Origin of the sequence: Mixta tenebrionis (assembly GCF_006517625.1) — a bacterium.
GTDB lineage: Bacteria > Pseudomonadota > Gammaproteobacteria > Enterobacterales > Enterobacteriaceae > Mixta > Mixta tenebrionis.
In genome coordinates this window covers 361,657-386,798 of the sequence record NZ_VHQI01000003.1, presented here as the reverse complement: position 1 = coordinate 386,798, position 25,142 = coordinate 361,657, and the positions used below count along the sequence as shown (strand labels likewise).

The window sequence follows — 25,142 nt, the reverse complement described above, 5'->3', positions numbered from 1 at the left end:
ATGAACGCCGTGTGCTAACGCCATTATTCAACTTTTCGTTATATCAGGTAAACAGACCGGGGCGAAGGCCGGGCAAAAGCTAACTAAAGGCGGCGCTTTATTTCATCTCTGACTGCATCATTTGCCGATGTTTCTGCGCCTGCTGCTGATGCATGCCAGCTTCGCCATTATTTGTCGCTTCATGGGCGACGGCGGCCTGTTCATGTTCATTCATGGCTGAAAAAGGCCGGGATTTATCGCCTGCCATTGCCGGCATCGGCTTGCTCATCATGGACTTGTGCATCTCCGCCATCTGCTGATGGGCGGCGGCATTCTCGATGGTTTTATCGCTGGGCGAGGCGGCCGGCGCTGGCGTGGCAGTCCGGAGCGCCCGGACGAAAGAGATTGAGCTGATAAAAATAGCTGCGGCAACATCCTGTCAGTAACTTTTGCAAAATATAACAGTCGTGCCAGACTTACGCTCAGCGATTGCGAAAGGTGCGTAATCAAATTCTGCAGGATGCTTGCAATGAAGATAAACCGTATTGTTACTCTGCCGGCACGGCTGGCGGCCGCGCCGCTGCTGTTTGCCTTATACTGTGGCGCGGCCTGCTCCGCCAGCGAACAGGCGCCCATGGTGGTCAGCGCTTCATCATCCGGTCTCTCCGAGCTGGACACCCCCGCCGCCGTCAGCGTGGTCGGCGGCGACGATATCCGCCTTGCCGCGCCGCGCATTAATCTGTCGGAAAACCTCTCCGGGCTGCCCGGCGTGCAAATCCAGAACCGGCAAAACTACGCGCAGGATCTTCAAATCTCCATACGCGGCTTCGGCGCCCGTTCTACCTACGGCGTGCGCGGCATGCGCATCTACCTGGACGGCATCCCGGCCACCATGCCGGACGGCCAGGGACAAACTTCCAATATCGATCTGAATTCAATCGACCGCGTGGAGGTGCTGCGCGGCCCCTTCTCCGCGCTTTACGGCAACGCTTCCGGCGGCGTGATCAATCTCACCACGCAGCAGGGTGCGCAGCCTGCCAGCATCGAGGCCAGCAGCTACTACGGCAGCTTCGGCAGCTGGCGCTACGGGTTGAAGGCGCAGGGAGCCAGCGGCGACGCCAGCCAGCCTGGCGAGATGGACTATACGGTTTCCGCTACCCGCTTCAGCACGCACGGCTACCGCGATCGCAGCAGCGCCCATCGCAATATCGGCAACGCCCGGCTTGGCGTGCGCATCGATGATGTCAGCACGCTGACGCTGCTGTTTAACAGCGTTGATACCAAAGCGCAGGACCCTGGCGGGCTGACCAGCGCCGAGTGGCGCAGCAATCCCCGTCAGTCGCCGCGCGCGGATCGTTTCGATACGCGTAAAACCATTAAGCAAACTCAGGCGGGCCTGCGCTATCAGCGTCAGATGAGCGCCAGCGACGATCTCAGCCTGACGGCCTGGGCCGGCGAACGGGAGACGGTACAGTATCAGTCAATCCCGCGCGCGCCGCAGCTGAAAGCCACCCATGCCGGCGGCGTGATTGATTTAACCCGCCGCTATCAGGGCCTCGATCTGCGCTGGACGCATCGCGGCGCGCTGGCATCGCTGCCGCTGAGCCTGACCGGCGGCCTCGATTATGAAACCATGACCGAACATCGCAAAGGTTATGAGAACTTTATCTGGCGCAACGGCGCTGCGCAGTATGGTCAGAAAGGCGATCTGCGGCGCGACGAGCGTAACCTGATGTGGAATCTCGATCCCTATCTGCAAACCTCGTGGCAGCTGACTTCCGCCCTGACGCTGGACGCGGGCGTGCGTTTCAGTACGGTGCGCTTCGACGATAACGACTACTACACCAGGTCCGGCAACGGCAGCGCTGCCGATCCCGATAACGGCGACGACAGCGGCACGGCGCGCTATCACCGCTGGCTGCCGGCGGCCTCGCTGAAATACGCGCTGAGCGACGGCTGGAATATTTACGCCTCCGCCGGCCGCGGCTTTGAGACGCCGACCATTAATGAACTCTCCTATCGCCCCGATAACCAGGGCGGGCTGAATAATCAGCTGCAGCCCGCTACCAGCGATACGCTGGAGATCGGCAGTAAAACCCGCATCGGCAACGGCCTGCTGAGCGCGGCGCTGTTCCAGACCGATACCAAAAATGAAATTGTGGTAGCCAACAGTCAGGGCGGGCGCAGCAGCTATAAAAACGCCGGGCAGACGCGCCGTCGCGGTCTGGAGCTGGCGCTCGATCAGCAGTTTGCCATGGACTGGCGGCTGCGTATGGCGTGGACGCTGCTGGGCGCCACCTATCGCGACAGCATCTGCGGCGACAGCGCCTGCAGTCCGGCGAAGCGCGTGCCGCGCGGCAACCGGCTGCCGGGCATCTCGCGCAGCATGGCCTTCGCGGCGCTGGAGTACGCGCCGGAAACGGGCTGGTACGGCGGCGCGGAGCTACGCTATATGAGCCAGATCCAGGTTAACGATCGCAACAGCGAACAGGCGCCCTCCTATGCCGTGACCGCGCTGAACGGCGGCTATAAATTTCAATCGGGGCGCTGGCTGCTCAACCTGTTTGGCCGCGTCGATAACCTGTTTGACCGGCATTATGTCGGCTCGGCGATCGTCAACGAAGGCAACGGACGCTATTTTGAGCCGGCGCCGGGGCGCAACTACGGCGTCGGGGCTGCGCTGAGCTGGGAGTTTGAATAGACTTCAGAACAGCATCATCATCGCTACGCGGCGGCGCGCATCGAATCCCGCCGCGCTTTCCGCCGCCAGTATCGCCTTCAATCTTTCCGGGCACTCATCCCGTGCCACAATGTGCAGCCCCAGCGCGGCATAAAAAGGCGCGTTAAAGGGCGCGAAGCGATCGGTGGTCAACGTGACGCCCCGTAGCTTACGCGCCCGCCCTTCTTTTATCGCCTGTGCCATTAACCCTCGCCCGATGCCTTGCCGCTGCCATACAGGATCTACGTCCATTTCGGCAATATGCAGCCAGCCCTGCTGTTGGTAAGCGCCGAGAAAGCCGACGGGGAGCGCTTCAGGCGTCAGCGCCGCCCACAGCAGCCCGGCAGCGAGATAGCGCTGCAGATCCTCTGCGCTGCTTGCCGTTGCCCGTCCCGTTACGGCCCCCGCCGCGCGCAGCGTAGTAAAGGAAGCCAGTTCAATCGCGCGCAGCGCGGCAAACATCTGGCGGGTTGCCGGCTTGATGACGATGGTCATGATCTTAGCCCGGACGCGGATAGTGAATAAGGTCATGGATTAGCGCCGGCTCGCTGCCGTCGTTGCGGTAAGCATGCGGCGCATCGGCCGGAAAACGCAGCACCTCCGTCGCCTTCAGACGTCGCCAGCGCTGCGCTACCTGCACCGCCAGCTGGCCGCGGATTACCACCACATGTTCGATAACGCCTGGCGCATGGGGCGCGGACGCGCTGAAGGCGCCGGGCGCGAATTCAATCTCCAGCAGATCGAAGCCGAGCTGCGCATCGAAATTAATCAGCGGCGTCACCCGCATCTGCTCGTTTGGCTGCCGAAACGGCGGGCGATCGCCTTCAGAATAATGAACAACGCCGGGATCGCTTTCCGGCGCGGTAATAAACAGCGAGAAAGGCACCTCAAAGCCGGTGGCGATTTTCCACAGCGTAGCGACCGTCGGGCTGGATTCGCCGCGTTCAATCTGGCCCAGCATCGCTTTACTGACGCCGCTGCGTTCCGCCGCCTGCGTCAGGCTCCACTGGCGCTGCGCGCGTAGCGCTTTCAGCGTGCGCGCAAGATGTTGCGATAAAGGCTGCATGGCGGTTCTCCGCTTTCTGGTTAACTTGTAGGCGATAGCGTGCGGTGCTATCTTGTGCGCTATAACGCACAAGGAGCAGCATACTATGTTAACGACGCAGCGTGCACGCGGCTTTACCTTTCCTCAGCTGGCGGCGGGCTTTGTCGCCACCCTAATTGGCTACGCCAGTTCGGCGGCGATCGTTTTCCAGGCCGCCTCTGCCGCTGGCGCAACGGCGGATCTTATCGGCGGCTGGTTCACCATGCTGGGCGTAGCGATGGGCGTCAGCTCGCTCGGTCTTTCGCTCTGGTATCGCCAGCCGGTGCTTACCGCCTGGTCAACGCCCGGCGCCGCCATGCTGGCTACCAGCCTGGACGGCGTCACGCTGGCGCAAACCATCGGCATCTTTCTGTTTACCAACGCGCTGATCGTACTGTGCGGCATCAGCGGCCTGTTTGCCCGCCTGATGAAAGTGATCCCGCAGGAGATCGCCGCGGCAATGCTGGCCGGGATTTTACTGCGCTTCGGCCTGCAGGCGTTCGCCGCGCTGCAGATCGATTTGGCGCTGTGCGGCGCGATGTGCGCCGGCTGGCTGCTGGCGCGTCGTCTGCTGCCGCGCTACGCGATTATTATTACCCTGCTGACCGGCCTGGCGGTTGTGCTGCTGCGCGGCGATTTGCATCTTACCCAGCCGCTGGCCGCGCTGCGCTGGCCCACCCTGACCATGCCCGAATTTACTCTTGCCTCGCTGCTTGGCGTCGGACTGCCCTATTTTCTGGTAACCATGGCCTCGCAAAACGCGCCCGGCATCGCCACGCTGCAGGCGCACGGCTACAACGCGCCGGTTTCATCGTTAATCAGCTGGACCGGTCTGATCGCCCTGCTGCTGTCGCCGTTCGGCGGCTTTTCCGTCTGTATTGCCGCAATTACCGCCGCCATCTGCATGGGTGAAGAGGTGCATCCCGATAAGCAGCAGCGCTGGCGCGCCTCGGCCATCGCCGGGCTGTTTTATCTGCTGGCGGGCCTGTTTGGCGGCGCGGTAGGCCTGCTGCTCACCGCGCTGCCGCCGGTTCTGATCCAGACGCTGGCGGGGCTGGCGCTGATCGGCACGCTGACCGGCAGCATCCAGCGCGCTTTACAGCATGAAGATCGCCGCGATGCGGCAATAATAACCTTTCTGCTCACCGCCTCAGGTATTACGCTGGGCGGCATCGGCGCGGCATTCTGGGGATTAGCGGCGGGCGTACTGGTGTGGGGAATAAGCAGCCAGCGCGCTCCACGCTAAAAGGCGCGGCAGATAAGCGATAAAGAGCGCCAACGGGCAGAGCTATATCGCTGGCCGCTGACCCGACGCTGTTCCGCTACGCGCCAGCGCGCGCGGCGGCGAGAAAAAATGTTCGCCGCTTCCTGCCCGGCCAGACTATTTATCCGGCTTCGCTAATAAGAACAATTAGTTAATTATCTGCTGTCTTTCATCCGCATTGAAAATAGTTGTACAACTATCTTGTTGTTTGTCCAGGTTTGCCGCGATAAATTGACCAGCTTATTATAGTGGTAACAAATAAAAAATGGATTAATGAAAATGATAAGGCAGCGGAAAATAATAAAATAACGAAAGCGGAATAAAATAATAGCTAAAAATAGCTGGCATAAGACAACAAAAAATAACCTGAATAAAGCAAACGCTCCGGCTTAATTTAAATAAATCAGGCCGGAGCACAGGCACATTAAAACAGAGAATTGAAACCCATTTTATTCTGCCGGCTTACGCCCTCCACCATGGCTGTTCTGACCGCCTTTACGTCCCGCTTCTGACGCCTTCTGCGGGTTGTTTTTAAAGTTGCCGCCGCTGCGCTGGCCGCCCTTCTTGCCCGCTTCGGATGCGCGTTGGCGATCGTTAGCAAAATTACCTGCTCCACCACGATATTGAGTCATAAAAATTCCTCTTTTTTTCTCACATTCAAATGATCAACTTACTCCCGCCGGGAGATAAGCAAGCGGAACAACGTTATTAAATGTAGAAGCAACGCAACGAAGTGCAACTAATTTCTTACGGTTTTGCGGTGAAAACAAAAAGCGTAAAGGCGGTATGCAATTTGAGGCTTTATTATTTCAACCAAAAAAGGAAAACCTTTACAAACCAACCAGGAATTTTCTTAAAATATTGAAATTAAAGCTGACGGATGCGCTTTGTTGGTAATCACGCGTGCGCTGTTTTGTTAAATTATCACTGACGGAAAGATTAAATCAGGCTGTTTAAAAGTTGTAGTTCACTCAGGCTGAGCCGCCGGCAAAATTTATCATTCCTGATGACGGGCCACATACCGCTGGTTACGGGGTGCAGACGACCGGCGCGGCGCCCGCTGACTTCAGCCACCGCGACTTCGATCTGCGGCTCTGCGTTTTCGTCCGGCCCGGTAACCGCCAGACGGGCGCTTACGCCGCTACGACAGGCGCCTTTTTTCGTGACGCCGATACGCCCTGGGTAGGGTAAAGGGCGGCGCGGCGCAGCCCTGCCATGCGTCGCGCCGGGAATATAAAACAAATACGCGCTCTTTTCTGACGTTTGATTTGTCTCATGCACGGATAAAATCATCCGGATCGCCGATATCTCACGATTTTCTGCCTCTGGCAGCGTCAAATAAGGGCCCTTACAGGTGGCAAAAACATTCTTACGCAGCGGAAACCTGGATGCCGTACTGGCTTTAGGGGAAAACGGCCAGCCGGTTTACCTCTCAGCGCTCCAGCTTCGCGAAACGCTGCGCCTGCGCAAACAGCAAAAACTTGCCGACTGCCTGGCTATTCCCCAGGCGAACGAACAGGGCGACCGTATTGACTGGTATGCGCCCTTCTCCGGCAGAGTTAAATCCTGGCACGCCGCCAGCGAAAGCGAACGCCAGCAGGCGTTAACCCAGCTTGAAAACCATCAGCAAACGCTGCTGGCAATGAGCCAGCGCGCGCTAAGCGCGGAAAAACCCGCAATGAAGCTGTTCGGCGCGCTGCTGAGCAAAGCGTTTCAGTTTCCCGACAGACAATATGTTTATCTGGTAGATGGACGGCCGGTATTAACCTTCTGGGGCTTCGTCGAACTGGACAAGCGCTCGCGCAGCGATGCGCTCGACTGCCTGCGCGCCGCGCTGCGGCCTGAGCCGCCGGAAAACGATGAGGCGCCGCCGCCCCTTCCCCCGACGCCGGTGGTAACGCCGGAACCAGCGGTAACGCCGTCCGCCCCGGCTCCGGTAGCGCCGCCGACGCCGCGTCCTTCTTCAGCTTCGGTAAACGCCTATCAGACGGTTACCGAACTGAGCGAAAACGAAGAGCCGCAGATCGAAGCGGCGGTTACGCCGGCGGCAAAGGCGCCAGAACGCCCGCGTCGCCGGCGTTTGCTGTGGGTTGTGCCGCCGCTGGCGCTGGCGCTGGTCGCCGCGCTGGCGTTCAGCTACTGGCCGCATACGCCGGCACCAAAGGCTGTCGTGCCGGTTAAACAGCCGCAAGCAGATATCAAACCGCACGTAACGATCCCGCCAGAGCTGCAGGAGAAATCGAATCAGCTGCATAAAACCCTGCCGCTGCATAGTGCGGCAGTGGTTGCGCCCGCCCCTGAGCCGGTTGTCGCCGCACCGGCCGAGGTGTCGCCGCCGCCTGCCCCTGCGGCGCCGCCCGCGCCTGTCCCTAAAGATGCGCTGGTAATGCCTGCGGATGCGGTACGCATCGGTTCGGTCCATTTCCTTGACGGTAACTGGCGCGCAACTTTACAGGTTAAAAAACTGCCCGGCTTTAAGGCGCCGACCCTGCGCTATCAGTTCCGCAACGGTAAGGGCAACGCCACTATTACCCAGGGCGACGGCACGCGCTGTAAGGCGGAAACCACCGCAGGCCTGATGAGCTCAGGCAATCTGGTGATCAACAGCCGCTATAGCGCACGCTGCGCCAACGGCACGCGTTATAAAATGCCGCAGCTGGTATGTAAACAGGGAGATGGCGCCGCCGTGTGTGAAGCGCAATTTGGCAGCGATGTCACATATCCGATATCGATCAAGCGTGAGAGTAAATAACAATGCTGGCGCCCATCACAGATTTTAAACAGAAAATTACGCTGATCGCCGACAGCGGCATTCAGTTTCTTGATTTCGCCATCAGCCTCAACGACAGCCAGCCGCGCTGCTTTGTGCGCCAGACGGCGAACGGTCCGCTGCTGCGCATCACGCATGACGCCGCCAGCGGGCGCTTTTTGCTGCCGCTGGAAAACGGCGCCGCCCCGGAGGTGGTCAAACCGGAATGCAGCACCACGCTGGCGCAGTCGCTGGCGCTGTTAAACGGCCTGTGGCTGCCGCTGCCGATCCTGCGTTGCGCTCCGCCGCGCCAGTTTATCGGCGGCCCGGAAAACTGGGCGCGTATGCAGGTGGTGGCGCTGGATAGTCCCGATGCGGACGGCAACACCCACCGCGTGGTGATGGCCTTTGATACCCAGAGCTGCGCCGATGAGAGCGAGCAGGCCAGCCTGATGCTGACGCCCGCTGACGCCAACAACGGCGTCGCTTTCGCCCTTGCCTGGCATAACTATGAGCTGGGCGAGTTTCTCGATCTCACCTGGGTAGACGGCTGGCTGCGTGAAGTCTTTACCCAGCGCGCTACCGAGCAGGAAGCGCGGCGCGAAAGCGAAATCAAACTGGCGCTGCGCGAATTTGAGTATCAGGCGCACTATCTGAATCTGCTGGAACTGCTTGGCAGCCAGCTGGCGCTTACCGATATCCGCGTGCTGGCCGCATCGCTGCAGGAGCCGGTGGTGAATGTCGATCTGATCCTCGACGTGGGCAACTCCCACACCTGCGGCATTCTGGTTGAAGATCATCCCGACGAGGTGAACGGGCTGAAGCAGACCTATGAACTGCAGCTGCGCGATCTCTCGCAGCCGCACCGCGTCTATAACGAAATGTTCGACAGCCGCGTAGAGTTCGCCGAAGCCAGCTTTGGTAAAAAGAATTTCTCACTGGAGAGCGGGCGTGACGGCGCTTTCGTCTGGCCGTCGCTGACGCGCGTCGGACGCGAGGCAAGCCGCATGGCGCTGCAGCGTGCCGGAACCGAAGGCGCCACCGGCATCTCCAGCCCGCGCCGCTATCTGTGGGACGAGGCGCGCTACGCTGCCGGCTGGCGCTTTAACCGTAGCGATCGCGCCGAGCCGCAGGCGATCGCCGAGCCGCTGATGACGCTGATCAATGACGAAGGCGAACCGCTGTGGCGCATCGCGGAAGAGGATCGGCTGCCGGTTTTCTCCGCCCACTACAGCCGCAGCTCGCTGATGACCTTTATGCTCAGCGAGCTGCTGGCGCAGGCGATGATGCAGATGAACAGCGCCGCTCAGCGGCAGAAAATGCCGCACAGCTATGCGCCGCGCCAGCTGCGCCATATTATTCTGACGCTGCCCTCGGCGATGCCGAAACCGGAGCGGGAGATTTTCCGCTGCCGGATGCAGGACGCCATCGCGCTGGTGTGGAAAGCGATGGGCTGGCATCCAACCGATGCCGCCTTCGATCGCGACGACCGCCGCGCGCTCCGCCCGATTCCCGACGTGCAGATGGAGTGGGATGAGGCGACCTGCGGCCAGATGGTTTACCTGTTTAACGAAACCCAGGTAAATTTCGCCGGGCGCGCCGAGGCGTTTTTCGCCAGCATGGCGCGCCCCGATCGCCTGCGCGACGCCGACGAGCCGGCGGGCAAAACCCTGCGCATCGCCTCAATCGATATCGGCGGCGGCACTACCGATCTGGCGATCACCCACTACGCGCTGGATGACGGCCAGGGCAATAACGTCAAGATCAACCCGCGCCTGCTGTTCCGCGAAGGGTTTAAAGTCGCCGGCGACGATATTCTGCTGGATGTGATCCAGCTCTATGTGCTGCCGGCGCTGCACGCGGCGCTAAAGCGGGCGGGCCTGGCGAATCCCGATATTCTGCTGGATAAGCTGTTCGGCTATGACGGACGCATGGACGGCTTCTCCACCCTGCGCCAGCAGGCGACGCTGCAGCTGTTTATTCCGCTGGCGCAGGCGGTGCTGGAACGCTATGAAAGCTACGATCCGCTCGACGTCAGCGCGGAGATCGAGGCGCTGTATGGCGAACTGCTGACGCAGCGCCCCGGCGCGGCGGTGCTCGATTATATCAACAGCGAGGCGCAGCGCGCCCTCGGCGGCCAGCAGGCATTTGATATTCTGCAGGTGCCGATGGTGGTCAGCCTCAGCAAGCTGCACGGCGAATTTCTCTCGCACCGCATGGCGATCGTGCCCGCGCTGCGCTCAATGGCGGAAGTGGTATCGCTCTACAGCTGCGACGTGTTGCTGTTGACCGGTCGCCCTTCCCGTTTTCCCGGTATCCAGGCGCTGTTCCGTCACCTGCAGCCGCTGCCGGGCAGCCGCATTATCTCGCTGGAAGGCTATCACACCAGCGACTGGTATCCGTTTAGTAAAATGGGCCGCATCGATAATCCGAAATCGACCGCCGCCGTGGGCGCGATGCTCTGTCTGCTGGCGCTCGATTTACGCCTGTCGAGCTTCTGGTTTAAGGCGGGCGATTTCCAGCCCTACTCGACTATTCGCTATCTTGGCGTGCTGGATGATAACCACGCGCTTACCAGCGATAATATCTGCTACAGCGAAATCGATCTCGACGATGCGAACTGGACGCCGGACAGTAAAAGCAGCTTCCAGATTCGCGGCAACGTTTGTCTGGGATTCCGCCAGCTGGATAATGACCGCTGGCTGGCCTCGCCGCTCTACAGCCTGACCCTTAACGACGCGCAGCTGGCGCGCAAGGTGGCCGGGGACAGCGTGCTGCGCGTTAAGCTGGCGGTGGAGCCAGGCGCGCAGTCGGGATCGCCGGAGCGTTTCGTGCTGGCCGACGCCCGGCTGGATGACGGCACGCGCGTGCCGCTAACGCAGCTCAGCCTGAAACTGAATACATTGTCCGCCAGCGGCAATGCCAATGCCCAATACTGGATCGACAGCGGGAGCGTATTTAAGAAATGAGAACCGTTACGCTGACACAGCAGGCATCGCCCCTCAGCCAGCAGGTTGAGAATATGAATCACGGTATCGATCGGGCGCTGGCCTGGGTCGATGCCCAGCGCGTGCAGTCGCCGCGTCTGGATATGGAGGCGGATGGGCTGAAGCTGGCGCTGCGCCGCGGTAAGTATCAGCTGCGCCAGACGGGCGACGCGCTGACGCAGGAGCAGACCATCGGCTTTTACGGCCTTTCCCAGGCGGGCAAGGCTTCGCTGCTGCAGGCGCTGGTCGGCGACGCGCAGGGGCGCTTAACCACCCAGCTCGCCGGCAAAACGCTCGACTACCTGACTCATATCAACCCCGGCAATCAGGATTACGGCATGGCGATCCGCTTCAGCCGCCTGCGCCCGGCTGAGGATATGGTAAGGCCGCTGACGCTGACGCTGCTGAGCGAGGCGGAAATGACCCGCATGGTGCTGACCGCCTTTTTACAGCAGCCAAACGGCGACAGCGAAGCGAAAACGCTGGAGGCGCGGCTGGAACATTTGCAGCGCCTGCGCCAGCCGCAGCCGGTAGAGGGCATGGCGAGCGAAGAGCTGGTAGCGCTGTGGGATTTCTGTCGCCGCCAGGACAGCGAACGCGCCGCGTTGCTTAACCGCCATTTCTGGCCGCAGGCCTGCGAACTGGCGCCCTGGCTTGAGGTTGACGATCGCGCTCAGCTGCTGGCCCTGCTGTGGAACGACGACGAAACCTTAACCGCGCTGTGGCGTCAGCTGGCCCACAGGCTGCACGCGTTGCAGCATGCGCCGCGCGTGCTGGCGCCGCTTTCGCTGTTGGTTGACGACGCCCTGCTGCCGTCGGAGCTGCTGTTCAGCAACGCAACGAATACGCTGAACGGCGCGCAGAATCGCCTGGTGGAAGTGGTGCCCTGCCCGACGACGTCCAGCCAGCGTCCGGTTTCTCTTTCACTGGCGGAGCTGCTGCTGCTGACGCTGGAGGTGCTGATTCCTCTCGCCATGCCGCCGCGTCAGGCGCTGTTCGATCGTGTCGAGGCAGTGGATATTCCCGGCTACGGCGCCGCGCTGGAAGAGGATGCGCGCTACGAACAGGAGCAGGCCGCGCAGCGTAATCCGCTGGCGGCGCGCCTGATGCGCGCCCGACGCGCGCTGTTTCTCGAATTTTATGGCGAACGTCAGGCGCTGGATCGCGTGCTGGTCTGCACCGCCGCCAGCCGGCGTCAGGACGCCAGCCTGGTAGGCCGCATGCTGACGCAGTGGCTGAAAACCATGCCGCGCGCCGAAGGCGAAAAGCCAAACGCGCAGAAGCCGGTGCTGATCTGGGCGGTCACCCGCTTTGACGGTCGCTACCTGCAGCCGGTGAATATTGACGAAGCGGTACAGCGTCAGACCGGCGTAGCGGGCAGCGACTGGGGATCGATGCTGGCGCAGGATGCGGGCGGCATCGAACGCATGGCCGCCTGGCTACAGGCCGAGCTGAAGGCGGAAGAGCGGCTGGCGCGTCTGCAGGGACGCGTTCAGCGTCTGCGCCTTGAGCTGGGCGAGCGCCTGCTGGTTAACTGGGCGCAGCCGGTTGACGATCTGCAGCACAAACAGCAGATCGCCGACAGCCTGTTGAAGGCGCTGCAGACCCGTACCGGCCTGCACGGCGAGCTGCTGGAACGGTTACAGCCTTCGCGTGATCAGCTGCGCGCGATTTATCTGCTGCCGCAACAGCCGCAGACCGGGCGCGCCGCGCAGATGCCCGCCGCGCCCGATTTGCCCAGCAGCCATTTCGGTATCGGCTTTGAGTTCGATCTGTTCAGCGATCGCCCCGCGCCGACGCTGGCCAGCGACGGCGAAGACGCGGCGCCCGACTGCGACAGCCTGTTCGCCCATAACGTGCAGCGCTACTGGATCCATCATCTGCGCAGCCTGCCGGATAATGACGGCCTGCTCTCTCTGCTGGGCGTCAGCAAAAGCGCCATGCAGATGTTGACTGAAGAGCTGATTACCGCCAGCTTCCGTCTTGACGTAGCCGGCAGCCTGCTGCGTACGCTGACCGAGCATGAGGCGCCGGGCGCGCCGCGCGAAGGTAAAGTCGATCGTCAGGTTTCGCGCGCGCTTACCGTGCTGGGCGATTTTGTCGCCTGGCTCGGCTTTCTCAAACGCGAAGCTGCCGAACGCCCCGACAGCCGCGTGAACCGCGGCAACAAAATTTTCGCACAGCCGCAGACGCCCGCCGTCAGCTTCGGTCATGCGCAGCGCCTGACGCGGCTCTCCGCCGCGCCAGCAAATACCACCGCGTTTTATATCTATGACTGGCTGGTTGGGCTGAATACGCTGATCGTTGAAAATAACGGCTATGCGGGCGGCAGCGAAATCGACGACGCCGCGCGTCTGCCGCTGCTGAAAGCGCTGAAGCTTATCCAGAGCTGAAGCCTGCGCAGCGCTGAAGCTTATGCAGCGTTGAAATCTGCGGGGCGGCGATCGCGCCCCGCGTCTTATCCTGAGCCGGCCGGCTTACACCGGCTGTAAAATAAGCGCCCCATCCAGTTCGCAGGCGGCCTCTTCCAGCAGCGCGATTATTGCCGCCAGCTCCCCCCGCTCGGCGCGAGGCGGCAAATGATACAGCCACAGGCGCGCGGGCAAGGCGATCTCGCCGGTCAACGCATCCCACAGCGCATCAAGATTCGCGCCAAAATGCTCGCCTGCGCCGCTCTGTTCAGCAAAGCTGCGGTAAAAAGCTATCCGGCTGTCAAGCTGCAAGAAGTCAAAATGCATTTCCAGCATGGCTTACTCCAGACGATGGAAAGTACGGTAGTGGTCGGTGGTGAGATAGATCAAACCATCGCTGGAATAAAGCAGGCGATCGGCGCCGCGGCGTCCGCAGCGATAGTTAACGTCAGCTTCATACCAGTTGCGCCCGGCATGCGCCGGCAGCCCGCCCTCGCGGTTGGCAAAACGATCGCCGCCGATAGCGCGCCCTGGCAACACCTGGCAAAGGTTTCCCTTCGCCGCTACCCAGCCATGACGTCGCGCCTGGGTTTTGCTGATGTAGTAATCCGGCAGACGCTGATGCTGTTGCAGATAGCGGGCGACGCGTCGATCGGCGGTCAGGGCGTTGATATCGTTCGGCGCAACGGTGAGATCGGCCTGCGGTTGCGAAGTAAAATGGGGACGCAGGCCGACAAAGGCGACCGCCAGTACGAGAATCAGGCCCAGCCAAAGTTTTTTAGACATAATCTTTTATGGCGTAATAATGATGCGGGCACTATAGCAGCCTGAAGATCGGAGCGGAATGTCCGTTGGGTTACTGCCTTCACGCAATGCCAGCGGCGGCCTGCGTCGCGCCGATAAAAAACAGAGGGGACAGTGCGATGTCATGCGCTGGTAAAAACAGCGGAGTCAGTACGATGTCGTCCTGATAGCGGCTTATGCTGTAGCAGAGCTGTTCAGCCAGCCTTAAACATAGTTGTTAATCCAGCCAGACAGCAACGCGGAGCGCTGTCATCACGCGGGCCGGAAAATCCGGCCCTGGCGTTCGCTCAGCGCTGCAGCGCTTTTTCGTGCTGCTGCCCTGCGCTGCGGCGCCATGCGCCGGGCGCCTGCCCAAACTGGCGCTTAAAGCTGCGGTTAAAGGATTGCTGCGAATCAAACCCTAACGAGATAGCGACGTTCAAAATAGGTTCGTTGCTGGTCGTCAGACGATCCGCCGATTTTTTCAGCTTCTGCGAACGAATATATTCGCCCAGCGGATAGCCGGTATGCTCTTTAAACATGCGCTGCAGGTGCCACTTGGAGTAACCTGCCCGTTCGGACACCGTGTCCAGGTTCAGTCGGCCTTCAATGTTGTTGTCAATCCAGTCAATCAGATCGTGAATAAACGCGTCACTTCTCATTATTTTTCTCCCGTCGCCAGGCTAACAGTATCAGTATCTGTTGCAGTTACATTTAACGGTGACTGAATTTGACAAAAATTGCAAATTATATTGATACATTAAAAGCGTTCCCCCCGCTTTGCTGGCCAGGGCGGAAAAAGCGCCGGCATGTAGCCTTTTGAAAAATAAGATAATTACAAAATTTCTTAATAATTAACTGCTTTTGCCGATACCAGTGATAGGTGATGACGACAGGAACAGAAAGGCGATGTGGCTACAGATGTCTGAAGCAGAGCAGATCACGCACCGGACGCCGGCAGAGCTGGCGGACGCGATGCAGTCCGGCAGGCTGCTGTGGCGGATAGCCGCCGACGGTCAGGTGGAAATTGAGCTCAGCACGATCCTGCGCGCCTTCAGCGGCGAGCAGGCTGGCGCGATCGCGACTGATAACCTTAGCCGTCGGTTGCAACAGCAGTGGGAGCAGCTATGGCAGCGTCGGGAAACGTATTGATATTTTTATTTTGCCGTTTTTCCGGATTGCCGATATTTTTATAATCAATAAGAGAGACTTTAACTTTTATTTAATACCCCCCTCTTTTAATTAAAAGATAAACGCATATTTCTGTCGCAGGCAACAGCGTTAATTGAAAATTCGGTAGAACAAAGATAGTATGCCCTGCGTTTATTTTCAGGGTGATATTACTGATGTTATGGATAGTAAGTTTTTTTCTTTTATGGTGCGCTCTCGGCTATATCTATAATAAATTTACCGATAACGGCGCAGAAGAACAGGAATGCTACTACGATTAGCCTTTCTTTTTAAGACTTTTAATATCAGTAACTTGTATTAAAATCCCGCGATTATACTCAGTAATTTCCCAACTCACCCCCTGCCCGGCTGGTTTTATTTTGTTGCACAATGCTGAACTGTTTTCAATAACTCACCTATTTAGTATGTTGTAACTAATTAAATAAATCTTCCAGCCCCGCAACGGTAAACTTATCGCCTCAATCACCGTGCCATTGCTGGCTGGCTTATACGCGCATAAAAAAAGCCGCGTTTAGCGGCTCTTTTTACACAGTTCTTCCGGTTCAGGCTCCGGAACGGCATCGCAGCCGCTGGTATCTCTTTTCTGCAGCTCCTGCAGCGCATCAGCTACGGTGCGCTGCGCCAGCACGTTCAGCGAGGCCTCTTCCGCCTCCTGAGCGATAGCTTTAAAATACCAGCAGGCGTTAGCGCTGACCACGCAGCGGGCCGGAACTTCAGGGCGTGAGGCCCAGATTTTTTTATCCTCGATCACCGAAACATAAATATCGCGCAGCGTAATTTGATCGGCCGGACGCCCAAGGTGAATCGAGCCGGTGCGGCCCAGGGTGGAAACAATAATGCCATCACGCGTAAGCGGCACCATTAATTTACGAATAAAGCTGGGGTTTGCTTCCAGACCATACGCCAGAATGGCGCTGGTGGAACGTTTGCCCGACTGCTCCGCCATCGCTACGCTCAAAACCATCTGCAAAGCTGTCGGGAAGCGGTAATCTAACATTTCATCATCCTGAGTTGCGGCGAATATTATTCTTTTTGGCGCCACGGCTGTGAAGAAGCAATACGCAATAATATAACAAACACTGTTGCTTTTTTGAAGATAACCCACAGGACAGGGCACATATTCATAAATGCCCCGCTCCGCTGACGTTGGCGCAGCGCGCGGCCGGTTGGAATAAACGGCCAGAGAACGATGCCGCCTGAACAGCGCGCCTGCCCCGCCGCGTTGTTCGCTGTCACGGTTTCGGCGGCGCATCAAATGGCACAGGGCGGCAACATAATGTGATGCACATCACTTTTTAATGCTAATATCACCCCGTTCTTTAACCGTTTCACGCGTCTGGCATCTGATTAATCCATGCAAACACCCGTTTCCCGTAAAACCGCCTGGCTGCGCGTTGTGCTGCTGGCCGTGGCCGCTTTTATTTTTAATACCACTGAATTTGTGCCGGTAGGCCTGCTTTCCGATATCGCCGCCTCATTCGCGATGCAAACGCCGGAGGTAGGCGTGATGCTGACCATCTACGCCTGGGTGGTGGCGCTGATGTCGCTGCCGCTGATGCTGGCAACGCGTAATATCGAGCGGCGTTTGTTGCTGAGCGCCATCTTTGTGCTGTTTATCCTCAGTCATGTGCTGTCGCTGCTGGCGTGGAATTTTTGGCTGCTGGTGGCGTCGCGCATTGGTATAGCGCTGGCGCACGCCATTTTCTGGTCAATTACCGCCTCGCTGGCGATCCGCGTCGCTCCTGCCGGTAAGAAAACCCAGGCGCTGAGCATGCTGGCTACCGGCACCGCGCTGGCAATGGTGTTAGGGGTGCCGATCGGGCGCATTATCGGTCAGTACCTCGGCTGGCGTATTACTTTTGGCATGATTGGCGCTTCCGCGCTGATTTTGATGCTGATGCTGATTAAGCTGCTGCCGAAGCTGCCCAGCGAACATACCGGTTCGCTCAGCAGCGTGCCGATGCTGTTTAAACGCCCGGCGCTGGCCAGCCTCTATCTGCTGGTAACGCTGGTAGTGACAGCGCACTATACCGCCTACAGCTATATCGAACCTTTTATGCAGCTGATTGCCTCTCAGGGCGAAAACTTCACCACTTTTCTGCTGCTGATTTTTGGCAGCGCCGGCATCGTCGGCAGCATTATCTTTAGCCTGCTGGGCAATAAATTCCCTTCTGCGCTGCTGTTGAGCGCAATTGGACTGATTACCCTCTGTATGGGGCTGCTGCTGTTCGCGGCGGTACATCCCCTGGCCATATCGGTGCTGTGTATTATCTGGGGAATGGGCATGATGACGATCGGTCTGGCGATGCAGGTGCGGGTGCTGTCGCTGGCGCCGGATGCGACCGACGTGGCAATGTCGCTGTTTTCCGGCATCTACAATATCGGTATTGGCGCCGGGGCGCTGCTGGGAAATCAGGTCAGCCTGCGCTTCGCAATGGCGGACATCGGCAACGTCGGCGCGATAATCGGCCTGCTGGCGCTGTTCTGGTGCATTTTTATTTTCCGCCGCTATCCGCAGCTGCGCAGCAATGGCTAATAAACGCAGAACCAGAGGTCAGTTTGGATAGCGATCGGCCCTGCCTGTACCCGTCGAGGCGGTGCCCGATCGCGCAACCAGCCGAGTATAAACAGGACTTGCTCAATGCGGCCAATTCCTCGCAGTGCTTTGGCAAGTCCGTTTTGTTCAGGATAGCTGGCATAACATAGCCAGTTATTACCGGGAGAACAGCAGTGGTACAAAACCCGCCCGGACCGGGACGCTTACTGATGGACAGTCACCACAATTTTAGTTCAAATCAGTCTGCAACAAAAAGCAGGGCTGCCGCTCCCCCTGAACATAACGGACCAGAAGCCGTTAATAAAAAGTTCATGCGAAATTAAACGAACTTAGCCAGTGGGTCAGCGGCGGCAAACGCCACATTGCGATCGGCTTTTGGCGGATAGATGAGCTCGCCCGTGATGGCTGCCTTCAACTTTTTGGCTTCCTGGCGCACAAGCTTAACCTGTTGATCCCAGCCTTCAGTATATACGGCCCCCCAGGCACCAAGATCCAGACAGGTCACGTAGTTTATCTGCCGATAAGGTAGACCTTTGATACCCATCAGGCTGGCGACAGCATTGTGCCCGGCATATTTGCCCAACTGAATCGCGTGCTGACAGCTCATCAGTGCAGTATTGCCGTTATCATCGGTTTTGGCATGCGCCATGTCCCCCGTAGCAAAAATATCGCTGTAAGCCGGGATTTGCAGCTGTTCTGTGACCACAAAGCGGCCTGAAGCGTCCCGGCTGGCAACCAGATTCTCACCTAACGGACTGGCCTTTACGCCAGCCGTCCAGACTACGGTTGCTGTTTCTATACGGGTTCCGTCCTGAAGCGTAACACCGGATTTATCGATCGTTTCAACACCGGAATTAAGATGCCATTCGATTCCCAGTTCATCAGAGGCATTGGTAATGATATCCCGAAGAGCTTGACTGTAACGTCCGCCAATAGCAGAACCACGCTCAACTACGACTATTTTAGTATCAGTATCTTTACCAAAAAGCGCTTTCAGCCGTGAAGGCATTTCGGTTGCCAGTTCAATACCGGTGAAACCGCCCCCGCACACCACCACGGTATTACGGGCCAGACTTTCCGGCTGTTTCGCCAGCGCATTGAGATGATTTTCCAGACGCATGGCATTGTCGTGCTGGTCAATGTCAAAACCATATTCAGCAAAGCCAGCTATGTCCGGCGAACGCAGGCGGCTTCCGCTCGCAATAATCAGTTTATCGTATGAAATAAATACGGATTCTGTATCCGTAGCCTGGTACCAGACGCCCTTCTTACGCTCATCAATCCAGCTGGCGTAACCCGCAATAAATCGGATATTCAGTGCTGTAAAAAGCGGCTGCAAATCGGCAGTTAAGGTGCTGACGTTAGCCTCATAAAAACGTGGCCTGACGTACAGGGTTGGTTCCGGGGCCAGCACGGCAATTTCCAGGGAGGTGTTCCCCTGCAGATGGGCCAGACGTGCAGCGCTGATTGCAGACCACATGCCCGCAAAACCACTGCCGATAATCAGAATACGTTGTTTCATTTTATGTCCTTATGCATTTTCAGGCCATCCGGCCCCGTTAACTACCACTATACTTGTCGCAGTTAACTACGACAAAATCTTTCTGAGTATCTGCGATATCATCTGCCATAGAGACAGCAAAGGAGCAATAAATGGCGTTCTACAGTTCTGGTGTTGAATATGGTATTCACAGCCTGATGAGCATGGTTGATGCAAACGGTGACTCGCGGGAAATGAGTGTTCGCGAACTGGCAGAGCTGCAAAACGTACCGTACGACTATCTGGCGAAAATCTTTACCCGCTTATCCCGAGCCGGTCTGGTAGTCAGCTCTGAGGGCAAAGGGGGAGGATTCCGGCTGGCATGCGCCAGTGAACTGATCACTGTTCTCGATATTGTACATGCCATTGACGGGCAGAAATCCATGTTCGAATGCCGCGAAATCCGTCAGCGGCTGGCGCTGTTTGATGAAGCGCCGCCCTCCTGGGTTTGCCACGGGCCCTGCAGCGTACGTTCGGTGATGGACAGCGCGCAAAAACGTATGGAAGAAGAGCTGGCACGCTACACTGTGCTTGACCTGGTACGCAGCATGTTTCGCAAAGCGCCGGATACTTTCGCGATCGAAGTGAAAGAGTGGGTCAAAGAGCGGCGCAGTAAAACGCAGCAACGTTCTGCTATTTTACCTGCGGCGAAAAAAACGCGTTAAATTCGACAGGAACCCGTACTCCGGGCAGCGGATATGCCGGTGATTTTTATTTATCTTATACGGCGATAAAAGAATGCGGCGGCAAAATTCTTATGCTGTCGCCTGTAGGGTAAGCACTATGTCTAAGCCGCTGAGGCGTTACGAAATTCCCCGAGATGCCTGAGAGCGATCAACAAGGGCGGCCTGCACCGCCCTTTTGCCTTTATGGCAGATAAAACACCGCTTTCAACGGCTGGCTGACCGGACTGTTGTCGGGATTCGTCGGCATCAGCTCACGCATTGATGCCCACCAGCGCTGACAGACTTCCGTCTGCGCCACCGCCTCCCAGCGCTGTTCCGATTCAATCTCCACGCAGGCGAACAGCAGGCTGCGCTGCTCATCCAGAAAGATGCTGTAGTGATGTGCGCCATGCGCCTTCAGCGTCTGCTCCAGCTCCGGCCAGATGGGAGAGTGGCGCTGCTGATAGGCTTCATGGCAGTGCGGATAGACCTGCATAACGAACGCTTTACGCAACACAGGCCGGCCCCACATCCAGCGCCGCCTGCCACGGCCTGACATTAAAGCGTTTGCCCAGCGCTACCAGCTGTTCGGTAGTAATGCTCTGGCGCATACCGCCCATCGACAGCACCTTCACCACCACTTCGGAAGATTTTTCCGCCGTATCGATCAGGCCAAAGGTTTCATCCAGCGTCGGGCCGGCGCCGAAAATGCCGTGGAACGGCCACATTACCAGGCTGTGGGAAGCCATCTGCTCCGCGGTAGCGTTGCCGATCTCATCGGTGCCGGGCACCATCCACGGCACAATGCCGACGCCGTCCGGGAACACCACCAGGCATTCGGTGCTGCCTTCCCACAGCAGCCGGGTCAGCCGCGCCGAATCAAGTTCGATTGCGTAGCTGAGCGCCATAAAATTAGTGGCATGACAGTGCATGATCACGCGATCGGCGCCGTTGGTCAGCTGCTTACGCACGCTGTGCGACTGGAAATGCGCCGCCAGTTCCGAAGTCGGCAGGCCGCCGTTCGTCAGCCCCCAGTGAATTTTATAGGAAAGCCCCTTTTCATCCACCTGCAGCAGCGCCAGGCTGTCAGCCGGATCGAGCTGCACGTTACGGAAAAATTTGCCGGAGCCGGTGACGATAAACCAGTCGTTCGCCAGGCCCGGCGCCGGATGGGTCAGCTCAACGCAGCGCGCATCGGTCACAAAATCGCCGGCAAAAGGCGCGACCTCTTCCGGCAGCAGACGCAGGCTGACGTTGCCGCCGTTGCGCTCGTCCCAGCCTTTCAGCCACATATCGCCGGTGGCTTTCACCATTCCCTGCACGAACCAGGAGGAAAGAATTGATTGCATTGTAAAATCCTTAGCGTTTACTGAGGGTCTGTTCTTCATAATCACGCACGCTGCGCAGCCAGCCTGCATCCGCCGGGACATCGTGGCGTTCGCACCACATCTCCCAAACCGCCTGCCACGGCAACGATTTTTGCTCTTCCAGCAGCGCCAGACGCGCGGTGTAATCACCGGCGGATTCCAGCGTCCGCAGCTTATCGGTCGGCTCCAGCAGCGCCCGCAGCAGCGCTTTTTTCGCATTGCGCGTGCCGATAACCCAGGCGGCGATGCGGTTGATGGAGGCGTCGAAGAAATCCAGGCCGATATGCACTTTGTCGAACAGTTTCTGGCGCGCGATTTCCTGGGCGATGGCCTGGGTTTCATCATCCAGCAGCACCACATGGTCGCTGTCCCAGCGTACCGGACGGCTCACGTGCAGCAACAGGCGCGGCACATAAAGCATCACGGTAGAGATTTTGTCGGAGATCACTTCGGTTGGATGGAAATGCCCGGCGTCCAGCGTCAGGGCGATTTGCCGGCTGGCGGCGTAGCCGAGACAGAACTCATTTGAGCCAACGGTATAGCTCTCGGCGCCAATGCCGAACAGCTTGCTTTCCACCGCATCAATATGGTGCGCCGCATCGAATTTTTCCGTCAGCACCTCATCAATAGACTGCATCAGACGCTGACGCGGCGCGAAGCGATCGATAGTGAGATCTTTCATCCCGTCCGGCACCCAGATATTCATCACCGACGGCGTGCCGAGCTGTTCGCCGAACCAGGCGGAAACCTTACGGCTCGCCTTACAGTGATCGATCCAGAACTGACGAATGTTTTTATCCGCATGGGAGAGCGTAAAGCCGTCGGCGCTCAGCGGGTGGGAAAAACAGGTCGGATTGAAATCCAGCCCCAACTGACGCTCTTTCGCCCAGCTCACCCAGTTAGCGAAATGCTGCGGCTCAATTTCATTACGATCGACCGGGCGATCGCTCTCCAGATAGATGGCGTGCAGATTAAAGCGCTTCGGCCCCGGAATCAGCGACAGCGCCAGATCCACGTCCGCCCGCAGCTCAGCGGCGGTGCGCGCGCGCCCCGGATAGTTGCCGGTCGCCTGAATGCCGCCGGTTAACGCGCCCTGCGGATTTTCAAAACCGCGCACGTCGTCGCCCTGCCAGCAGTGCATGGAAACCGGGATGCGATCCAGCTGATTCATTGCGGCTTCCACATCGACGCCAGTATCGGCAAAGCGTTGTTTCGCCAGTTCAAAAGCCTGTTCTGTAAGCCTGGTCATAAGCATAATTCCTTACGCGGTTGTTTTAGCGCCTGAAAACGCGACCAGCTGTCGGTCAGCGCGCTGTCTGATAGAGGTTGAATGATTTGACACGGAAAGTTTTTCATCACGCAGCGGCGGAAAGCGTCCACGTCCGCCAGGGCGCCGCGGGCGATAAGCTGGCTGCCGATATTGCCAAGCGTCGAGGCCTCAACCGGGCCGATGGAAATCGGCAGCCGGCAGGCGTTAGCGCACAGCTGGTTAAGCAGCGGATTCTGGCTGCCGCCGCCGACGATATGCAGGCGGCTGAAGGCCGCGCCGCGCAGCGCCGACAGCTCCTCAACCACCTGGCGGTAGAGCAGCGCCAGGCTGTCAAAAATACAGCGGGCCAGCGCCGCCGGGCTGTGCGGCACCGGCATCGCCTGCTCGGCGCAGGCGTCCTGAATTTCACGCACCATGCTGGCCGGATTGATAAAACGGGCATCGTTGGCGTCGATAATCGACTGGCAGGCGGGATAACGCGCCGCCTCCTCGATCAGGGCGCAGAGATCGGCGATCTCCAGCTCGTGGCAGACGCGCTGCAGCAGCCACAGCCCCATAATATTTTTCAGCACCCGGTAACGCCCTTCCGCGCCGCCTTCGTTGGTTACGTTGACGCTGAGCGCCGCTTGATTATTGAACGGCGTCCGGCTTTCAAAACCGAGCAGCGACCAGGTGCCGGAACAAAGATAAGCCTCATCGGGCGCGGCCAGCGGCGTTGCCAGCACCGCGCTGGCGGTGTCATGCGAGGCTACCGCCACCAGCGGAATACGCAGGCCGCTGCGGCTTTGCCACTCTCCTACCGGCGTTCCCGGCATCCGCGGCGCGCCGAACCATTCCGCCCGCGCGCCCGCCCACTCCAGCAGCTGGCGGTCCCATTCGCCGGTTGCCAGGTTCAGCAGCTGAGTGGTGCTGGCGTTGCTGTATTCCCAGTTAAGCTGGCCGCTAAGGCGATAATGCAGGTAATCGGGGATCATCAGCACATGCGCCACTTCATCCAGCAGCTCAGGGTGCATCTGGCTGAACGCGCGCAGCTGATAAAGAGTGTTGAACGGTAAGAACTGAATGCCGGTATGCTGCCAGATAAGATCGCGCCCCAGCTCGCGCTGCGCCTGGGCCATCAGGCCGTGGGTGCGCTTATCGCGGTAGGAGACCGGCAGGCCGACGCGCTCGCCCGCCTGATTGAGCATCACCACATCCACGCCCCAGGTATCGATGCCGATGCTTTCCGGCACGATCCCCCTTTCCAGCAGCTGTTCCAGCCCGTCGCGGATCGCCTGCTCCAGGCCGTCGAGATCCCAACAGTCATATCCATCTCGCTGATGGCGCTGGTTGGCGAAGCGGCTAATCTGTTCCAGCGTCAGCGTCTGCGCTTCCGGCTGGTACTGCGCCAGCATGATGCGGCCGCTGGAGGCGCCGAGATCGATGGCTACAAAATTGCGATGCGTCATATGATTCGCTTCCTGATGAAACATGCTCACCAGTGTAAAATGCTGCCAATAACGCGCCTTGCTGAGGCTGCCACTGCCACAGCCCCGCTGGCAGGGGCGTAAAGAAAGACGTGAAGCAACTCACAATTCTGTGGTTGACGGCGTCCGCAACGCGATGTGACCCTTGCCGCAATTCTGAATATTTTCAGGCGTTTCTTGAAAAATTAACCGTTTAAGGCTGTTTTGCGGTGCAAACTTCAAGGTAATTTAAGCGCGCGCTGACTAGTATCGGTCGCAAACAGGTAAATGAGGATGCACAGATGACCGTGTTACATAGCGCTGATTTTTTCCCTGACGGCGACCGGCCGGTAGCGATTGAACCGCGGGCGCCGCAGGGAATGTTTCCGGAACATCATCACGACTTTCATGAGATCGTGCTGGTGGAACAGGGCGCAGGCATCCATATCTTTAACGGTCAGCCGCAGTCGCTCTGCGGCGGCTGCGTCTGCTTTATCCGCGATCATGACCGGCATCTTTATGAACAAACCGAAAACCTCTATTTAACCAATGTGCTGTGGCGCGGCCCGCAGGCGTTTCGCTTTCTCACCGGCCTGCAGGAGCTGCTGCCGCAGGAGCGCGACGGACGCTACCCTTCCCACTGGCGCATCAGCAATCGGGTTATGGCGCAGGCCAGAGCGCTGACTGCGCAGCTGGAGGCGCCGGAAGGCGGCGATGCCACCGAGCAGCGTCTGCACCAGGAGCTAACCTTTATGCAGCTGCTGCTGCTGCTGCGCCGGGGCTGCCGCGAACAGCAGAGCGATGCCCAGGAGGCGCGCCTGCTGCGGCTGCTTGACTGGCTGAATGAGCACTACAGCGAAGATATCGACTGGGATGCGCTGGCCGATCGCTTCTCGCTGTCGCTGCGCACGCTGCATCGTCAGCTGAAGCAGCAGACCGGCAGCACGCCGCAGCGCTATCTGAACCGCCTGCGGCTGCTGCAGGCGCGTCATCTGCTGCGCCACAGCGATATGCGTATTACCGACATCGCCTATCAGTGCGGCTTTGGCGACAGCAATCATTTTTCCACGCTGTTTCGCCGGGAATTTGGCTGCGCGCCGCGCGCCGAGCGGCAGCAGATGTGGTAACGGG

At 58.7% G+C, this 25,142-nt stretch carries 23 protein-coding genes and 1 pseudogene; 9 read left to right on the top strand and 15 right to left on the bottom strand.

The features are described from left to right. Positions 1-97: 97 nt before the first annotated feature. Complete coding sequence (locus FKM52_RS07345; protein WP_141175538.1) at positions 98-283, bottom strand: hypothetical protein; 186 nt, start codon at positions 281-283, stop codon at positions 98-100. A gap of 225 nt (positions 284-508) precedes the next feature. Here FKM52_RS07345 and pqqU point away from each other — a divergent pair, with 225 nt between their 5' ends. Next, positions 509-2,680 (top strand): TonB-dependent receptor PqqU, encoded by a 2,172-nt coding sequence (gene pqqU, locus FKM52_RS07340; protein ID WP_141175537.1) that lies wholly within the window; start codon positions 509-511, stop codon positions 2,678-2,680. Positions 2,681-2,683: 3 nt separating this feature from the next. Here pqqU and FKM52_RS07335 read toward each other — a convergent pair whose 3' ends face one another. Further along, positions 2,684-3,229 carry a GNAT family N-acetyltransferase gene (locus FKM52_RS07335; RefSeq protein WP_244316933.1) on the bottom strand — a complete coding sequence of 182 codons (546 nt, stop codon included), beginning with the start codon at positions 3,227-3,229 and terminating at the stop codon, positions 2,684-2,686. Next, positions 3,198-3,764: a helix-turn-helix domain-containing protein gene (locus FKM52_RS07330; protein ID WP_141175536.1), complete on the bottom strand. Its 567-nt coding sequence runs from the start codon at positions 3,762-3,764 to the stop codon at positions 3,198-3,200. The genes FKM52_RS07335 and FKM52_RS07330 overlap by 32 nt, the downstream gene beginning before the upstream one ends. Before the next feature lie 85 nt (positions 3,765-3,849). On the opposite strand from FKM52_RS07330, the gene FKM52_RS07325 reads away from it, so the two are divergent. Beyond that, complete coding sequence (locus FKM52_RS07325; RefSeq protein ID WP_141175535.1) at positions 3,850-5,028, top strand: benzoate/H(+) symporter BenE family transporter; 1,179 nt, start codon at positions 3,850-3,852, stop codon at positions 5,026-5,028. A 467-nt stretch (positions 5,029-5,495) separates the two neighbouring features. Here the strand turns inward: FKM52_RS07325 and FKM52_RS07320 are convergent, their stop codons facing one another. Both FKM52_RS07320 and FKM52_RS07315 read right to left on the bottom strand, forming a co-directional pair. Further along, positions 5,496-5,678 carry a con-10 family general stress protein gene (locus FKM52_RS07320; protein ID WP_038626107.1) on the bottom strand — a complete coding sequence of 61 codons (183 nt, stop codon included), beginning with the start codon at positions 5,676-5,678 and terminating at the stop codon, positions 5,496-5,498. A 307-nt stretch (positions 5,679-5,985) separates the two neighbouring features. Beyond that, positions 5,986-6,288 carry a hypothetical protein gene (locus FKM52_RS07315; protein ID WP_141175534.1) on the bottom strand — a complete coding sequence of 101 codons (303 nt, stop codon included), beginning with the start codon at positions 6,286-6,288 and terminating at the stop codon, positions 5,986-5,988. Positions 6,289-6,400: 112 nt separating this feature from the next. On the opposite strand from FKM52_RS07315, the gene FKM52_RS07310 reads away from it, so the two are divergent. Genes FKM52_RS07310 through FKM52_RS07300 form a run of 3 tightly spaced genes read left to right on the top strand, consistent with a single transcriptional unit; the run spans position 6,401 to position 13,175 of the window. Continuing rightward, complete coding sequence (locus FKM52_RS07310; RefSeq protein WP_141175533.1) at positions 6,401-7,798, top strand: SrfA family protein; 1,398 nt, start codon at positions 6,401-6,403, stop codon at positions 7,796-7,798. A gap of 2 nt (positions 7,799-7,800) precedes the next feature. Continuing rightward, entirely contained in the window at positions 7,801-10,764 is a 2,964-nt protein-coding gene (locus FKM52_RS07305; RefSeq protein WP_141175532.1) for a virulence factor SrfB, read from the top strand. Next, entirely contained in the window at positions 10,761-13,175 is a 2,415-nt protein-coding gene (locus FKM52_RS07300; protein ID WP_141175531.1) for a virulence factor SrfC family protein, read from the top strand. The genes FKM52_RS07305 and FKM52_RS07300 overlap by 4 nt, the downstream gene beginning before the upstream one ends. 84 nt (positions 13,176-13,259) lie before the next feature. Here FKM52_RS07300 and FKM52_RS07295 read toward each other — a convergent pair whose 3' ends face one another. From FKM52_RS07295 to FKM52_RS07285, 3 genes are all read right to left on the bottom strand, one after another. Beyond that, a complete protein-coding gene (locus tag FKM52_RS07295; RefSeq protein WP_141175530.1) occupies positions 13,260-13,529 on the bottom strand; it encodes a barstar family protein in 270 nt (89 codons plus the stop codon). A gap of 3 nt (positions 13,530-13,532) precedes the next feature. After that, positions 13,533-13,979, bottom strand: a complete 447-nt coding sequence (locus FKM52_RS07290; protein ID WP_141175529.1) for a ribonuclease domain-containing protein — start codon at positions 13,977-13,979, stop codon at positions 13,533-13,535. A 305-nt stretch (positions 13,980-14,284) separates the two neighbouring features. Further along, the gene (locus tag FKM52_RS07285) at positions 14,285-14,638 is read right to left on the bottom strand and encodes a helix-turn-helix domain-containing protein (RefSeq protein WP_141175528.1); all 354 of its coding nucleotides are present in this window, start codon (positions 14,636-14,638) and stop codon (positions 14,285-14,287) included. Between the two features lie 247 nt (positions 14,639-14,885). Between FKM52_RS07285 and FKM52_RS07280 the strand changes: the two genes are divergently transcribed. Next, entirely contained in the window at positions 14,886-15,128 is a 243-nt protein-coding gene (locus FKM52_RS07280) for a hypothetical protein (RefSeq protein ID WP_141175527.1), read from the top strand. A 550-nt stretch (positions 15,129-15,678) separates the two neighbouring features. Here FKM52_RS07280 and oqxR read toward each other — a convergent pair. Next, positions 15,679-16,164 carry an efflux pump transcriptional repressor OqxR gene (oqxR, locus tag FKM52_RS07275; protein ID WP_141175526.1) on the bottom strand — a complete coding sequence of 162 codons (486 nt, stop codon included), beginning with the start codon at positions 16,162-16,164 and terminating at the stop codon, positions 15,679-15,681. Positions 16,165-16,521: 357 nt separating this feature from the next. On the opposite strand from oqxR, the gene FKM52_RS07270 reads away from it, so the two are divergent. Continuing rightward, positions 16,522-17,703 (top strand): sugar transporter, encoded by a 1,182-nt coding sequence (locus FKM52_RS07270; RefSeq protein ID WP_141175525.1) that lies wholly within the window; start codon positions 16,522-16,524, stop codon positions 17,701-17,703. Positions 17,704-17,741: 38 nt separating this feature from the next. On the opposite strand, the pseudogene FKM52_RS22200 reads toward FKM52_RS07270, so the two are convergent. Continuing rightward, positions 17,742-17,864 (bottom strand): annotated as a pseudogene (locus FKM52_RS22200) (Tn3 family transposase); the annotation flags it as partial. Positions 17,865-18,043: 179 nt separating this feature from the next. Beyond that, on the bottom strand, positions 18,044-19,246 hold the full coding sequence (locus FKM52_RS07260; protein WP_141175523.1) for an NAD(P)/FAD-dependent oxidoreductase: 1,203 nt from the start codon (positions 19,244-19,246) through the stop codon (positions 18,044-18,046). Positions 19,247-19,377: 131 nt separating this feature from the next. On the opposite strand from FKM52_RS07260, the gene FKM52_RS07255 reads away from it, so the two are divergent. Then, positions 19,378-19,929: an RrF2 family transcriptional regulator gene (locus FKM52_RS07255; RefSeq protein WP_141175522.1), complete on the top strand. Its 552-nt coding sequence runs from the start codon at positions 19,378-19,380 to the stop codon at positions 19,927-19,929. A gap of 202 nt (positions 19,930-20,131) precedes the next feature. On the opposite strand, the gene rhaM is transcribed toward FKM52_RS07255, so the two are convergent. The 4 genes from rhaM to rhaB are packed head-to-tail and all read right to left on the bottom strand — an operon-like array spanning position 20,132 to position 24,014. Continuing rightward, a complete protein-coding gene (gene rhaM, locus FKM52_RS07250) occupies positions 20,132-20,446 on the bottom strand; it encodes an L-rhamnose mutarotase (protein ID WP_141175592.1) in 315 nt (104 codons plus the stop codon). Continuing rightward, a complete protein-coding gene (gene rhaD, locus FKM52_RS07245; RefSeq protein WP_141175521.1) occupies positions 20,436-21,278 on the bottom strand; it encodes a rhamnulose-1-phosphate aldolase in 843 nt (280 codons plus the stop codon). The genes rhaM and rhaD overlap by 11 nt, the downstream gene beginning before the upstream one ends. Positions 21,279-21,288: 10 nt before the next feature. Then, on the bottom strand, positions 21,289-22,545 hold the full coding sequence (locus FKM52_RS07240; protein WP_141175520.1) for an L-rhamnose isomerase: 1,257 nt from the start codon (positions 22,543-22,545) through the stop codon (positions 21,289-21,291). Beyond that, on the bottom strand, positions 22,542-24,014 hold the full coding sequence (rhaB, locus tag FKM52_RS07235) for a rhamnulokinase (RefSeq protein WP_141175519.1): 1,473 nt from the start codon (positions 24,012-24,014) through the stop codon (positions 22,542-22,544). Before rhaB ends, FKM52_RS07240 begins: the two co-directional genes overlap by 4 nt. 299 nt (positions 24,015-24,313) lie before the next feature. On the opposite strand from rhaB, the gene rhaS reads away from it, so the two are divergent. Beyond that, positions 24,314-25,138: an HTH-type transcriptional activator RhaS gene (gene rhaS, locus FKM52_RS07230; RefSeq protein WP_141175518.1), complete on the top strand. Its 825-nt coding sequence runs from the start codon at positions 24,314-24,316 to the stop codon at positions 25,136-25,138. Positions 25,139-25,142 lie beyond the last annotated feature (4 nt).